The 13,606-nt window shown below is 72.8% G+C and carries 14 protein-coding genes; 13 read left to right on the plus strand and 1 reads right to left on the minus strand.

Annotation, left to right across the window (positions count from 1 at the left end; translation table 11 throughout):
• The 13 genes from EBH09_RS02630 to EBH09_RS02690 all read left to right on the plus strand — a co-directional run.
• Nucleotides 1-780: SRPBCC family protein (locus EBH09_RS02630; RefSeq protein ID WP_153182595.1), on the plus strand; the 780-nt coding region annotated here is incomplete at its 5' end.
• Between the two features lie 18 nt (nt 781-798).
• A complete protein-coding gene (locus EBH09_RS02635) occupies nt 799-1,143 on the plus strand; it encodes a gas vesicle protein (RefSeq protein WP_121745400.1) in 345 nt (114 codons plus the stop codon).
• Entirely contained in the window at nt 1,140-2,093 is a 954-nt protein-coding gene (locus EBH09_RS02640; RefSeq protein ID WP_121745401.1) for a GvpL/GvpF family gas vesicle protein, read from the plus strand. The genes EBH09_RS02635 and EBH09_RS02640 overlap by 4 nt, the downstream gene beginning before the upstream one ends.
• Nucleotides 2,090-2,338: a gas vesicle protein gene (locus EBH09_RS02645; protein WP_238697158.1), complete on the plus strand. Its 249-nt coding sequence runs from the start codon at nt 2,090-2,092 to the stop codon at nt 2,336-2,338. Before EBH09_RS02640 ends, EBH09_RS02645 begins: the two co-directional genes overlap by 4 nt.
• Nucleotides 2,335-2,628 carry a gas vesicle protein K gene (locus EBH09_RS02650; protein ID WP_121745402.1) on the plus strand — a complete coding sequence of 98 codons (294 nt, stop codon included), beginning with the start codon at nt 2,335-2,337 and terminating at the stop codon, nt 2,626-2,628. Before EBH09_RS02645 ends, EBH09_RS02650 begins: the two co-directional genes overlap by 4 nt.
• A 102-nt stretch (nt 2,629-2,730) precedes the next feature.
• Complete coding sequence (locus EBH09_RS02655; RefSeq protein ID WP_121745403.1) at nt 2,731-3,867, plus strand: substrate-binding domain-containing protein; 1,137 nt, start codon at nt 2,731-2,733, stop codon at nt 3,865-3,867.
• Nucleotides 3,868-3,993: 126 nt separating this feature from the next.
• Nucleotides 3,994-5,325 (plus strand): sugar ABC transporter substrate-binding protein, encoded by a 1,332-nt coding sequence (locus EBH09_RS02660; protein WP_121745404.1) that lies wholly within the window; start codon nt 3,994-3,996, stop codon nt 5,323-5,325.
• 26 nt (nt 5,326-5,351) lie between these two features.
• A complete protein-coding gene (locus EBH09_RS02665; RefSeq protein ID WP_121745405.1) occupies nt 5,352-6,335 on the plus strand; it encodes a sugar ABC transporter permease in 984 nt (327 codons plus the stop codon).
• Nucleotides 6,332-7,195 carry a carbohydrate ABC transporter permease gene (locus EBH09_RS02670; RefSeq protein WP_121745406.1) on the plus strand — a complete coding sequence of 288 codons (864 nt, stop codon included), beginning with the start codon at nt 6,332-6,334 and terminating at the stop codon, nt 7,193-7,195. The genes EBH09_RS02665 and EBH09_RS02670 overlap by 4 nt, the downstream gene beginning before the upstream one ends.
• A gap of 56 nt (nt 7,196-7,251) precedes the next feature.
• Nucleotides 7,252-8,232: a hydroxyacid dehydrogenase gene (locus tag EBH09_RS02675; RefSeq protein WP_121746196.1), complete on the plus strand. Its 981-nt coding sequence runs from the start codon at nt 7,252-7,254 to the stop codon at nt 8,230-8,232.
• Nucleotides 8,229-10,124, plus strand: coding sequence for a DUF2264 domain-containing protein (locus EBH09_RS02680; protein ID WP_121745407.1), 1,896 nt, complete (start codon nt 8,229-8,231; stop codon nt 10,122-10,124). Before EBH09_RS02675 ends, EBH09_RS02680 begins: the two co-directional genes overlap by 4 nt.
• Nucleotides 10,125-10,326: 202 nt before the next feature.
• Nucleotides 10,327-10,557 carry a hypothetical protein gene (locus EBH09_RS02685; RefSeq protein WP_121745408.1) on the plus strand — a complete coding sequence of 77 codons (231 nt, stop codon included), beginning with the start codon at nt 10,327-10,329 and terminating at the stop codon, nt 10,555-10,557.
• 136 nt (nt 10,558-10,693) lie between these two features.
• A complete protein-coding gene (locus EBH09_RS02690; RefSeq protein WP_121745409.1) occupies nt 10,694-12,973 on the plus strand; it encodes a catalase in 2,280 nt (759 codons plus the stop codon).
• Nucleotides 12,974-13,027: 54 nt separating this feature from the next.
• Here the strand turns inward: EBH09_RS02690 and EBH09_RS38490 are convergent.
• The coding region (locus tag EBH09_RS38490; protein WP_238697159.1) for a diacylglycerol kinase family lipid kinase at nt 13,028-13,606 on the minus strand (579 nt) is incomplete at its 5' end.

A 13,606-nucleotide genomic window follows, 5' to 3' on the forward strand; every position in this document is an offset into this window, starting at 1 on the left:
GGGGGTGGTTCCGGCGGTGGCGATGGCTCCGGCAGTGGGGGCGGCAGTGGGGGCGGATCCGGCGGTCGGGGCGGTTCCGGGAGCAGCGGCGGCAGTGTCAAGGCGACGCACATCATGGAGACCGTCGACATCGGCGTCCCCCTGCGCACCGTCTACGACCACTGGACGCAGCTCCAGGACTTCAGTGGCTTCACCAAGGGCGTCCGCAGCGTCAGCGCCAACGACGAGGTGACGTCCGACTGGAACGTCAAGGTCGGGCCTTCGAGCCGCAGTTGGAAGGCGACCGTCCAGGAGCAGGTTCCCGACGAGCGGATCGTCTGGACCTCCGAGGGCGCCAAGGGCAGTACCCGCGGGGCGGTCACGTTCCACGAACTGGCGCCCCGGCTCACCCGGGTCGTCGTGGTCGTCGAGTACTACCCGGCGGGCTTCTTCGAGAAGACCGGCAACCTCTGGCGCGCCCAGGGGCGGCGGCTGCGGCTTGACCTGAAGCACTTCGCGCGCCACGTGACCCTGCTGGGCGACGAGGAGGTGGAGGGCTGGCGCGGCGAGATCCGCGACGGCGAGGTCGTGCGCAGCCACGAGGATGCGCTGGAGGAGGAGAACGCCTCCGACGACGACGCCGAGCACGAGGACGCCGATGAGGACGACGACGCCGAGTACGAGGACGGCGAGGAGGGCTCCGAGTACGAAGACGAAGACGAGGACGAAGACGAAGAAGGTGAGTACGACGACGAGGACGAGGCGTATGAGGACGACGAACGTGCCCGCCCGCATCGCTGACGCCGCCGGGAGTGTGCGGTGACAGACGTCGACCACCGGTTCGCGAGCCCGGAGACACAGCCGTACACGCCTGTCACCGGAAACCTCGCCGACCTGCTCGAACGGGTCCTCGACAAGGGCATCGTCATCGCCGGCGACATCAAGATCGACCTGCTCGACATCGAACTGCTCACCATCCGCCTGCGCCTGTTCATCGCCTCGGTGGACACCGCGAAGAAGGCGGGCATCGACTGGTGGGAGACCGACCCGGCGCTCTCGTCCAGGGCCGCGCGGGACGCGCTCGCCGATGAGAACGAGCGGTTGCGGGCCCGGCTCGACGCCCTGGAGGGGGCCGCCGAGGAGACGCAGGGAGCCGCCCGGTGAACGCGCCCCCGGCCGGACCGGCGGCCCCCGTCCTCGTCTGCGCGTTCGCCGTCACCCGTACTCCGCCGGAACTCGCCGCGTCGGCCGCGGCGACCGGCCACGAGGAGGGCGGTCCGCTGCGGGTGCTGCGCGCGGGCGGCCTGTGCCTGGTCGTCCAGGACGTGCCCGCGGCGCTGTTCGACGAGGAGGCGCTGGCGGAGCGGCTCAACCGGCCCGACGACCTGGAACGCTGCGCCCGTGCCCATCACCGGGGCGTCGAGGCCGCGGCCCGGCGGGGCCCGGTCGTTCCGCTGCCGATGGCGACCCTGTACCGCGGCGACCGGAGCGCGGAGCAGGCCGTCGCCGCGCGGGAAGCGGTACTGGGCGCGCTGCTCGACCGTCTCCGGGGCCGTACGGAATGGGCGGTGAAGGTGCACGCCGCCGGCGGTACGGCGAACGCCACCGCTGCCGGCGCCCCTGCCGACTCCGGTACCGGCGCGGGCGCGCGTGGGCGTGCCTACCTCAGCCGGGCCAGCGCACGGCGACGCGACCGGCAGGACGCGCACGGGAGGGCCCTGGCCGAGGCGGACGCCGTCGACGCCGAGCTGCGGCGGTACGCCGTCGACGCGACGCGGCACCGCCCGCAGAGCGAGCGGCTGACGGGCCGGCGGACCCCGCAACTGATCAATGCCGCCTACCTGGTGGAGGAGTCGGACAGCGCCGCATTCAAACACGCCCTGGCCCGGCTCACCGCCGACGGCCGCCACGCGGCCGTCGAGGTCAGCGCCTCGGGCCCGTGGATCCCGTACTCCTTCGCCCGCTGGGACGAGGCCCCGGACATCATGGCCCCGGACACCACGGGACCGAGTCGCACGGAACCGAGCCGCACGGAACCGCACTCCACCGCACCGGAGCGCACCCCACCGCACCGCACGGAACAGCGCCCCATGAAACAGGAGGCCCGCTCATGACCTCCCCGGACACCCGTACCCGGGGCCCGGCCCCCGTGCCCTGGGGTGGGCCGGAGCCGTACGCACCGGTCGGGGTGCCCCTGGTCGACCTCCTCGACCGGGTGCTGGCGACCGGTGTCGTCGTCAGCGGCGACCTGGTCCTGGCGATCGCGGACGTGCCGCTGGTGCGGATCTCCCTGCACGCCCTGCTGTCGTCGGTGAACGAGCGGGTACCCGCCCCCTGGCCGGACAGCGGGCCACTGTGACCGCGCCCCGGGCGCACGCCCTCGACCTGGACCCCGAACGGATCACGAACGACCTGGCCGCGCTGGTCCTCACCGTCGTGGAGCTGCTGCGGCAGCTCATGGAACGACAGGCCGTGCGCCGTTTCGACGAGGGCACGCTGAGCACGGAGCAGGAGGACCGGCTCGGCACGGCGCTCATGCTGCTCGACGAGCGCATGGACGACCTGTGCGCGCGGCACGGCCTGAGCCGCGCCGACCTGAACCTCGATCTGGGCCCCCTGGGACCGCTCCTCGCGGACCCGGAACCGTAGCGGCCGCCCGCCGGGCGGGGAGGCGCGCCGCACACCCGGGACGAGCGATCGCTATGATGACGGCGAATCGCTCAAACGAACATTCTCGGGTGGGGAGGCCTGATGCGGGAGCCGGTCGATCTCAGGCGCCAGCGGATTCTGGCGGCGGTCCAGGCGCGCGGTACCGCGCGGGTGCGCGATCTCGCCGACGAGTTGCAGGTCTCCGTGGTGACGGTGCGCCGTGACGTGGAGGAGCTGACGCGGGAGGGCAGGCTGAGCCGCGGCCACGGTGTCGTCCGGTCCACCCTGGCCGCCGAGGAGGCACCCTCCGTCGCGGCCGCGTCGGCTGCGGCGGCCGGGGACCGGGTGGCCGTGGTGGTCCCGGTGCGGCACTCGTACCTCACCGAGGCGCTGCACGGCGCCCGCACCGTCCTGGAGGACGCCGGGGTGCGCATGGCCCTGCACCTCGCGCCGCAGGCGTCCGGCGCCGAACGCCCGCTGGTGGAGCGGGCACTGGCGGACGGGGCGCACGGACTGCTGATCGCCCCCCGCTGGCGCGGCCGGGCCGAGGAGGAGGCCGACCACGAGTGGCTCGCCGCGCTCGGAGTGCCGACGGTGCTGATGGAGCGCCGCCCGTGGCGCGGCAGCGCGCTGCACGCGTTGGACTCGGTGTGCTCGGACCACTGGTACGGCGCGCATCTGGCCGTGGAGCACCTGGTGGGGCTCGGTCACCGGCGCATCGTGTTCGCCACCCGCCACGACAGCCCGACCGCGCGCTCACTGCGCGCCGCCTTCGCCGAGATCGCCGAGGCGCATCCGCTGGTGGAGCGGTGGGCGTGGACGCTCGTCGCGCCGGAGGCCGGGGCCGACGGGCCGTACGCGGCGGACGAGACGGGCGAGTTGCCGGCGCTGATGCGCAAGGTGGGCGCGACGGCCACGGTGCTGCACGGCGACGTGGACGCGCTGATGATCGTCCAGCGGCTGGCGGAGGAAGCGGTGCGGGTGCCGGACGACTGCTCGGTCGTGGCGTACGACGATGTCGTGGCCGGGCTGGGCTCGCCGCCGCTGACGGCCGTGTCGCCGCCGAAGACCGAGGTCGGGCGCACGGCCGCGGAGCTGCTGCTCCAGCGGCTGTCCGAGGCGCCCGGCAGCCGGCCGGGCCGGCGGGTGGAGTTGCTGCCGCGGCTGATGGTGCGCGGATCGACGGACCGCCCGGCCGGCTGCCCGACAGAGCGCCCTGCCGACCGCTCGACCATGTGAGCGTTTGATCGCTTTATTTTCCTCTGATCGATCTATTGACCGTTTGGGTTGGAGCATTCAGGATTCCCGTGTCCCGAACAGTCGTGTCCGCACCCACGCGGACCCGCAGGAGCCGCGGGAGGCGCCATGCCCGGACGACCCAGCCGTCGGTCCGTGCTCGCCGCGATGGCCGCCGTACCCCTGACAGGAGCCGTGAGCGCCTGCAGCGGGGGGAACGGCGCCTCGTCGGCCCGCACGAGCACCACCACGCGCGTCACCTTCTGGTCCGCCCTGCGCGGCAGCCAGGAGGTGGTCGACGCCTTCAACCGCACCCACCGGAACATCCGGGTGGAGTTCCAGCAGATCCCCTCCGGAGGGCAGGGCGGCTACGCCAAGCTCAGCAACGCCGCCCGGGCCGGCAACGCACCCGACGTCGCCACCATCGAGTATCCGCAGGTGCCGGGGTACGCCATCGACGGCGTCGCCCGCGACATCACCGACCTCGTCAGCGACGGGCTGCGCCGCAAGCTGCTGCCGCAGGCGCTCGGGCTGACCACCTTCGAGGACCGGGTGTTCGCCGTACCGCTGGACGTCGAGCCCATGGTGATGCACTACCGCGCCGACCTGTTCGACCAGTACGGGCTGAGCGTCGCGCGCACCTGGGACGAGTTCGCCGAGCAGGCCGCGACCGTGCGCCGCGAGGCACCCGACCGGCGGCTCGTGCTGTTCCCCTCCGACGGGATGACGCAGTTCGCCTGCTACGCCTGGCAGGCGGGCGCCCAGTGGTTCGACACCTCGCGAGGCGCCTGGAACGTGTCCCTCGCCGACGCCCCCTCCCGGCGGGTCGCGGACTACTGGCAGGGTCTCATCGACCGGGGCGACGTCTTCATGAACGCCGTCGAGAGCAGGCAGTCCGACGCGCAGATCGGCAACGGGCTGGTCCTCACCCGGCTCAGCGGCGCCTGGGACGCCGGCGCCCAGATGAACGCGCGGCCCGGACAGAAGGGTCAGTGGCGGATCGCGCCGCTGCCCCAGTGGGACACCGGCAGCCCGTCCGTCGGCACGCACGGCGGTTCGACCTTCGCGGTCACCAAGGACAGCCGCCACCCCGAGGCCGCGATGGAGTTCATCGAGTGGCAGGTGTCCCACCCCGACGCCCTGCGCGCGCGGCTCTCCAGCGGCACCAGCAGCCAGTACCCGGCCGCTCCCGGCCTGGTCTCCGTGGGCCGCGACGCCTTCGACCGGTCGTACTACGGCGGGCAGGACATCTACACCCTGTTCGAGCGGGAGGCCGAGAAGATCGGCGAACAGTGGCTGTGGGGGCCGCGGATGAGCGCCACCCAGAAGGTCATGCAGGACTCCTTCGCCCGCGTCGGCGCCGGCCAGGGCTCCCTCGTCGAGTCGCTGCGCACCGCGCAGGAGGGCACCATGCCCGATCTCAAGGCCCTCGGCCTGTCCACCACCCAGCACAGCACCTGAGCCGACGAAAGGCAGGTGACACCCCCATGACCACGACCACCCAGCCCCGGGTGCCGACCGGCGCGTCCCGCGCCACCGCCCCGGCGCCCTCCGCGTCCGGCCTGCGCGCCCGCAGAGCAGCGAAGCGACGGCAACTGACCGCCGGCGTCCTGATGACGCCGTTCTTCGCCCTGCTGGTCACCGTCTTCCTGATCCCCGTCGGCACGGCCGTCTACCTGAGCTTCTTCAGTGACGACCAGCCCGGCCTCGGCTTCGGCCCCGAGCGCCAGGTCTTCGTCGGACTGCGCTCCTACGCGGCCGTACTCACCGACCCGACCTTCCTCGGCGGGCTCGGCACGGTCGCGCTGTACTGCCTGATCTACATCCCGCTGATGGTCGTGGGCGCGCTCGCCCTCGCCCTGCTGCTGGACTCCGGCGTGGTCCGGCTGCGCGCCTTCGCCCAGCTCGGCCTGTTCCTGCCGCACGCGGTGCCCGGCATCATCGCCGCGCTGATCTGGCTGTACCTGTACACGCCCGGCATCAGCCCGGTCATCGAACTCTTCGCCCAGGCCGACATCACGATCGACTTCCTGGGCGTGCACACGGTCGTCCCGTCCATCGTGAACATCGCCCTGTGGAGCAACCTCGGCTACAACATGGTGGTCTTCTACGCCGCTCTGCAGGCCGTGCCCCGCGAGGTGATCGAGGCGTCCGTGGTCGACGGCGCCGGGCCGGTGCGCACGGCGCTCCAGGTGAAGACGCCGCTGGTGCGTGCCTCGATCGTCATGGTCGCCATCTTCACCCTGATCTGGGCGCTCCAGCTCTTCACGGAGCCGATGCTGCTCAACCAGTCCTCTCCCATGGTCAGCTCCCGTTTCTCGCCGAGCATGTACATCTACGACGCGGCCTTCACCCGCAACAACTACAGCCTCGCGGCGGCCGCCTCGGTGGTCCTGCTGGTGTGCACCATCGCCCTGTCCTACGGCGTCACCCGCTTCACCAGCCGCGCCGACTCCGAGGAGGCCCGATGAGCGCCACCGACAGCTCCCTGCTCCGCCCCAGGCTGCTGGGCCGGGCGACGGTCAACGTGGTCGTCGCGATCTCCGTCCTCTACACGCTGCTGCCGGTGCTGTGGCTGGTGCTCGCCTCCACGAAGACCCGGGACGCGCTGTTCAGCAGCGACCTGCTCTCCCTGAGCGACTTCTCCTTCGTGCAGAACCTCCAGGACCTGTTCGCCATGGACGGCGGGCTGTACGGCCGCTGGTACGTCAACAGCCTGCTGTACGCCGTGGTGGGCGCCGCCGTCGGCGCGCTGGTGAGCGTGGCCTGCGGCTACGCCTTCGACAAGTACCGCTTCCGGCACAAGGAGAAGCTGTTCGGCCTGGTGCTGGCGGCGGTCATGGTGCCGCAGACGGTCCTCGCGCTGCCGCTGTACCTGATGGCCTCCGAGGCCGGACTGGTCAACACCTTCTGGGCGGTGTTCATCCCGGTGCTGTTCAACCCGTTCGGCGTCTACCTCGGCCGCATCTTCGCGCGGGGCTACGTGCCCGACGAGGTGCTGGAGGCGGCGCGCGTGGACGGAGCGGGCGAGCTGACCACGTACGCCCGGGTGGCGCTCAGGATGCTCGGACCCGGCCTGATCACCGTCTTCCTCTTCCAGCTGACCGCGATCTGGAACAACTTCTTCCTGCCCATGGTGATGCTGTCCGACCAGGATCTCTATCCGGTCAGTCTCGGCCTGTACCAGTGGAACAGCGCGGCGTCCGTCTCGCCGGAGTACTACCCCGTGGTGATCATGGGTTCGCTGCTCGCCGTACTGCCGCTCATCCTCGCCTTCGTCCTGCTCCAGCGCTTCTGGCGGAGCGGGCTGACCGCCGGAGCCGTCAAGTGACACCGCACGCCCCCGACACCCCCGACCGCGGGTCCCGGCCCCGTGCCGCCGTGGCCATGTCCCCGGACGCCGCATCGGCCGTCCTCGACCCGCAGTCCCTCGGCGCGTTCCGCCGGGTCTGCGACCTGGCGCCGTTCCCGGTTCTTGACGACCTCACCGCGCCGCGGGCCGGGTCCGTGCTGGCCGATGTGGACCTGCTGATCACCGGCTGGGGCTGTCCGCCGCTGGACGCGGACGTACTCCGGGCGGCGCCCAGGCTGCGGGCGGTGGTGCACACGGCGGGCAGTGTCCGCGGGCACGTCACCGACGCGTGCTGGGAACGGGGGATCGAGGTCTCCTCGGCCGCCGCGGCCAACGCGTTGCCGGTGGCCGAGTACACGCTCGGCATGATCCTGCTCACCGGCAAGCGGGTGCTGGAGCGGGCCCGCGACTTCCGGGTCTCCCGGACGCGCGGCAACTGGCTGCGCACCCCGCGCGGCGTCGGCAACTACCGCCGCACGGTGGGCATCCTGTCGGCCTCGCTGATCGGCCGCCGCGTCGTCGAGCTGCTGCGGCCGCACGACATCGACGTCCTGCTGCACGACCCGTACGTCAGCGACGCGGACGCCGCCGAACTGGGGGTCGAACGCGTCGAGCTGCCGGAGCTGTTCGCGCGCTGCGACACCGTCAGCGTGCACACCCCGCTGCTGCCCACGACGCGCGGGCTGGTGAGCCGTGCCCTGATCGACGCCATGCCCGCGGACGCGGTGCTGATCAACACCTCCCGCGGGGCGGTCGTCGAGCAGGAGGCGCTCACCGACGCGGTCCGGGCGGGCCGGATCCGGGCGGTGCTGGACGTCACCGACCCCGAGGTGCTGCCGCCGGACCACCCGCTGTGGGAGTGCGAGAACGCGCTGATCACCCCGCACCTCGCCGGCTCCGAGGGCAACGAGTGGCGCCGTCTGGCCGACCTCGCGCTCGCCGAGACGACCCGCTGGGCGTCCGGTGCCGGTTTCCTCCATCCCGTACGACGCGAAAGGCTGGCGTTCCTGGCATGAGCATCCCGTTCGAACTGCCCACCGAGGACCGTGCGCTGAGCCCGTACACCGGTTACACCCGGGACCACTGGGAGGCCGTGGCGGACGGGCTGCTGTGGGCCGCGTGGCGCTGGAGCACTCCTGGCTGCGCCCTGCTCGACCTGCCGGGACGCCCCTCGCGCTCGGGCGTGCGCTCCGACGGCCTGGAGGGGTTCGCCCGGACGTTCCTCGCGGCGGCCTTCCGCGTCGCGGGCGCCGGCGGTGACGACCCGCACGGCTGGCTGGACCGCTACGCGCGCGGTCTGGCCTCGGGCACCCGCTCCCCCGGCCGCGACGACACCGAGTCCTGGCCGCTGATCCTCGACCACGACGTGCAGGGCCAGCCCATGGTCGAGTCGGCGTCGGTCGCGCTGGGGCTGCGGCTCACCGCGCCGTGGCTGTGGAAGAACCTCGACGCCGGGGTCCAGGACCGGGTGGAGGAGTGGCTGCGCGGGGCGCTGCGGCACGTGCCGGCGCCGAACAACTGGTACCTGTTCCCGTACACCGTCGCCGGGTTCCTGGAGTCGGTCGGACGCGGCGACGACGGGACGGCCGCGGCCCGGGAGCGGGCGCTGGAGCTGATGGAGGGCTGGTACCGGGGCGAGGGCTGGTACGCCGACGGCGACGGACGCGCCTTCGACCACTACAACGGCTGGGCGCTGCACCTGTACCCGGTGCTCGACGCCCACCTCGGCGGCGACACCGGCCAGGCCGCCCGGTACGGCGAACGGCTGCGCGCGCATCTCGAAGGATTCGCACTGATGTTCGGCGCGGACGGGGCTCCGCTGCACTACGGCCGCTCGCTGTCGTACCGGTTCGCCGCCGGTGCCGCGGTGGGTCTGGGCGCCGTCACCGGGCACACGCCGCTGACGCCGGGCACCTCGCGACGGCTGGCGAGCGGCAGTCTGCGCTACTTCGTGGAACGCGGCGCGGTGACCGACGACGGGCTGCTGAGCCTGGGTTGGCACGGCCCGCACGAGGCCACCCTCCAGTCCTACTCCGGTCCCGCCTCCCCCTACTGGGCGTCGAAGGCGTTCGTGTCCCTCCTCGCCCCCGCCGGCCACCCGCTGTGGACGGCCGCGGAGGAGGCCGCGCCGGTGGAGGAGGCCGACCGGGTGCTGGCCCTGGCCGCGCCCGGGCTGCTGCTGCAGGCGACGCGCGGCGACGGGATCGTACGGCTGCACAACCACGGCAGCGACCATGTCCGGCCGCACGAGGGCGAGTCGGCCGCCGAGGACGACCCGCACTACGGGCGGCAGGCCTACTCCACCCGTACCGGCCCCACCGCGTCCGGGAACGTCGCGGACAACCACCTGTCGGTGGAGGTGAACGGCCGGCGCGGCGTGCGGCGTCGGATCCACCCGCTCGGCGCGGGACACGGCGACGGCTGGGGCTGGGCGGCGTCCTGGCACCGGCCCGCCTTCGCCGGCGGTCCCCCGATGGTTCCGGGGCTGCGGGTGGAGAGCGTGACGGTGGCACGGGGGCCGTACGAGCTGCGGGTGCACCGGGTGGTCGGGGCGCCGGCCAAGGCCCGCCTCACGCAGACCGGGTGGGCCACCGGCCCGGAGGAGCCGCTGGTCTCGGCGCTGCACGGCCTGCACGGCTGGCACCCCGAGCCGGAGACCGTCCGCGCCCCGCAGGGCACCGCCTACGCTCCGTGGGCCGAGCTGCCCCGGCTGTCCGGCGACGCGGGCGGCACCTCCGTACACGTCTGCCTGGCCGCGCTCACGGGGGAGCCCGGTCCCGGTCCGCTCGCGGAGGCGGTCACGGAGGTCGTGGCCGGTGACACCGGCGTCGAGGTGGTCTGGGCGGACGGCGGCGGGCGCACCCGGGTCTCGTTCGAACCGGTGGGGGTGACGCACGAGGTGGGCTAGGGGTGTCGTTCGGAGCCTGCCTGGGTCGCTGGGCCTGGCGCGCCCCATGGCCCGCGAGGGCCCCGACCGGTACTTCACCGGGCCGGGGCCCTCCCCCGTGCGCCCTCCCCCGTGTGCCCTCCCTCGTGCGCGCGCCTCCGGTGGCGCGGCGCCCCCGGCCCGGTGACGCTGGTACGGCACCGGTGGAAAGAGGGAGTACCCCATGCGCAAGTCGTCGTGGGCCGTGGTCGCGGCCCTGGCCCTGTCGGTGCTGTGCGCCGCTCCGGCGGAGGCCGCCGTGTCCCGCGCCGTGCACCGTCCGGTCGACGTGACGGCGACCGAGTGCGTCCAGGGCGGCGGAGTGATCATCATCTCGGTGGACGGGTCGTCGGGGACGGGCTCCTTCACGAAGCGCTGTCAGGGCGGCACCCACGACGGGGAGTCCGTCACCTGAGACGGCGGCCTCCGTTCCCACGCGCCCATGCCTTGAGTTCCGCTCGCTGGGTACGCGGTCACGGCCCACCACGGCAGTCGGTACTCGAACACGACCGGCCGCGTGCAGCGGCCCGCCCAGAATGGAGAAGAGGCTGATGAGCGAGGCCAACCCCCTCAAGCGGGTAGCCCACAAGGTCACCGAGAGCCTGCAGGGCGACGGTGGCGGACCGGCGGACGGTATTCCCGGCAAGCCCGGTCCCGAGTCGCCCCCCGTCGCCGAACCCACCGAGCCCCGGGAGCCGCTGCCCCCGAAGCCGGACCAGAGCGGGCCGGCCACCGTGTCGCCGACCGGTCAGCCCACGGGAGCCGACCAGGCCCGGGTGGCGCAGTCCGGCAGCTACCTGACGAACGCTCAGGGCACGCGGCTGTACGACACGGACCACTCGCTGAAGGCCGGACCGCGCGGGCCCGTGCTGCTGCAGGACCATCACCTGCGCGAGAAGGTCATGCACTTCGACCACGAGCGCATCCCGGAGCGTGTGGTGCACGCCCGGGGCGCGGGCGCGCACGGGGTCTTCCAGAGCTACGGCACGGCGGCCTCGGTGACGAAGGCCGGGTTCCTCGCCGCGGACGTGGAGACGCCGGTGTTCACGCGGTTCTCCACGGTGGTCGGCTCGCGGGGGTCGTCGGACACGGTGCGGGACACCCGGGGTTTCGCGACGAAGTTCTACACCAGTGAGGGCGTCTTCGACCTGGTCGGCAACAACATCCCGGTCTTCTTCATCCAGGACGCCATCAAGTTCCCGGACGTCATCCACGCCGCGAAGCCGCACCCCGACCGGGAGATCCCGCAGGCGCAGAGCGCGCACGACACCTTCTGGGACTTCGTGTCGCTGCACACCGAGGCGACGCACCACACCATCTTCTTCATGGGCGACCGCGGCATCCCTCGCTCCTACCGGATGATGGAGGGCTTCGGCGTCCACACCTTCCGGCTGGTGAACGCCGCGGGCGAGACCACGCTGGTCAAGTTCCACTGGAAGCCCAAGCTGGGCGTGCACTCCCTGGTGTGGGACGAGGCACAGATGATCAACGGCATCGACCCGGACTTCCACCGCCGGGACCTCGCCGACGCGATCGAGGCGGGTGCGTACCCGCAGTGGGAGCTGGGCATCCAGACCTTCCCCGACAACCCGGAGCAGACCTTCGAGGGCATCGACCTGCTGGACCCGACGAACATCGTCCCGGAGGAGCTGGCGCCGGTGCAGCCGGTCGGGCTGCTGACGCTGAACCGGAACCCGTCGAACTTCTTCGCCGAGACCGAGCAGATCGCCTTCCACGTCGGCCACCTCGTCCCGGGCATCGACGTCACCGACGACCCGCTGCTCGCGGGGCGGCTGTTCTCGTACCTGGACACGCAGATCACGCGTCTGGGCGGTCCCAACTTCCCGCAGCTGCCCATCAACCGCCCCCAGGCGCCGGTCAACGACATGCTGCGCGACGGCATGCACCAGACGGCCGTGCACCGGGGCGTGGCGCCCTACCGGCCCAACTCCCTGGACGGCGGCTGCCCGTTCACCGCCGGAGCGGACATGAGCGCCTTCGTGGAGGCGCCGGTCCGGGTCCCGGAGGCGACCAAGGTGCGTCAGGCGCCGGAATCGTTCGCGGACCACTTCAGCCAGCCCCGCCGCTTCTGGCTGAGCATGAGCCCGGTGGAGCGCGAGCACATCATCGGCGCCTACACCTTCGAGCTGGGCAAGTGCTACGAACAGGCCGTCCGGGAGCGGACACTTCAGGTCCTGGCCAACATCGACCCGGAACTGTGCGCGGGCGTCGCCGAGGGCCTCGGCCTGCCCGCCCCGAAACCGACCGTGCCGCTGGCCGACGTCGAGCCAAGCCCCGCGCTGTCCCAGGTGGGCCGCACCTGGCCCCTCGACGGCCGGGTGGTCGGCATCGTCACCGGCGGCGCGGACCTGGAGGGCGTGACGGCCGTACGGGAGGCGGTGCTGAACGCCGGGATGGTGCCGCTCGTCGTGGCGCCGACCGGTGGCACCATCGGCTCGGGCGACGCTGCGCTGACCGTACAGCGCAGCTACGTCACCGCACGGTCCGTCGAGTTCGACGCCGTCCTGGTGGCGGGGACGCCCGACATGGGCGGCGACGCCTACACCCCGCGGGACTACAAGGCCACTCCGCCGCCCGCGCGGCCGGGGACCATCGACCCGCGGGTGAGCCTGCTGGTGTCGGAGGCGTACCGGCACGGCAAGGCGATCGGTGTCTGGGCCGGCGGCGAGGCCGCGCTCGAAGCGTCGGGCGTGCCCACCGACGCCGCCGGCGTGGTCGTCGCGGCGTCCGGCACCGCGGCCCTGGAGCAGCTCACGGAGCTGATGGGCGCCCACCGGGTGTGGGAACGCTTCACCACGCCCCGCGGCTGATCCGCGTACCCGCCGGGCCGTTCACCGATGTCGGTGGCCGGCCCGGCGGCATGTTCAGCACAGGACGTTCAGCGCCCCGGGGAGCACTCTCGCCGTGACGGGCACGACGGCCTCGACCTCTCCGTCGGCGCCGTAGGGTATCGCCCGGTCGGCCTCTATGCGGACCTCCCGGCCGCGCAGGACACGCACCTGCGGCCTGCGGACGTGGGCGCCCGACCCGAGTTCGTTCATGAGGGCGAAGAACAGCCGCCGCGGCGCGTCGTGGATCATCACGACCTCCAGCAGACCGTCGTCCACCCGGGCGGACGGCGCGATGAGACGGTTGGACCCGTAGTAACCGGAGTTGGCGGCCACGGCGGTGTAGCCGGTGAACGCGTGTTCCTCGCCGTCGACGGTGACGCGGTAGCGCGTCGCGCGCCAGGTGACGATCGCGCGCAGCGCGCCGGCGTAGTAGGAAGCGGTGCCGCGCAGCAGACGCGCCTGGTTGGCGTGCTGGTTGGCGAGCGCGTCGACGCCGGCGTAGACGCTGCCGAGCACCACGGTGCGGTCGTGGACGGCCGAGGTGACCTCGATGGTGTCGACGGGGCGCGGCTCTCCCCGCAGCAGCACCTCGGCGAGGGCGGCGGGCTCGGT

This window comes from Streptomyces sp. E2N166, from assembly GCF_003671715.1.
Classification (GTDB): Bacteria; Actinomycetota; Actinomycetes; order Streptomycetales; family Streptomycetaceae; genus Streptomyces; species Streptomyces thinghirensis.

Excerpts from the sequence above, each read along its gene's own strand:
- EBH09_RS02680 (WP_121745407.1), top strand. The coding sequence starts at position 8,229 with ATGAGCATCCCGTTCGAACTGCCCACCGAGGACCGTGCGCTGAGCCCG.
- EBH09_RS02660 (WP_121745404.1), top strand. The coding sequence starts at position 3,994 with ATGCCCGGACGACCCAGCCGTCGGTCCGTGCTCGCCGCGATGGCCGCC.
- EBH09_RS02670 (WP_121745406.1), top strand. The coding sequence starts at position 6,332 with ATGAGCGCCACCGACAGCTCCCTGCTCCGCCCCAGGCTGCTGGGCCGG.
- EBH09_RS02645 (WP_238697158.1), top strand. The coding sequence starts at position 2,090 with ATGACCTCCCCGGACACCCGTACCCGGGGCCCGGCCCCCGTGCCCTGG.
- EBH09_RS02665 (WP_121745405.1), top strand. The coding sequence starts at position 5,352 with ATGACCACGACCACCCAGCCCCGGGTGCCGACCGGCGCGTCCCGCGCC.
- EBH09_RS02655 (WP_121745403.1), top strand. The coding sequence starts at position 2,731 with ATGCGGGAGCCGGTCGATCTCAGGCGCCAGCGGATTCTGGCGGCGGTC.
- EBH09_RS02675 (WP_121746196.1), top strand. The coding sequence starts at position 7,252 with ATGTCCCCGGACGCCGCATCGGCCGTCCTCGACCCGCAGTCCCTCGGC.
- EBH09_RS02690 (WP_121745409.1), top strand. The coding sequence starts at position 10,694 with ATGAGCGAGGCCAACCCCCTCAAGCGGGTAGCCCACAAGGTCACCGAG.
- EBH09_RS02685 (WP_121745408.1), top strand. The coding sequence starts at position 10,327 with ATGCGCAAGTCGTCGTGGGCCGTGGTCGCGGCCCTGGCCCTGTCGGTG.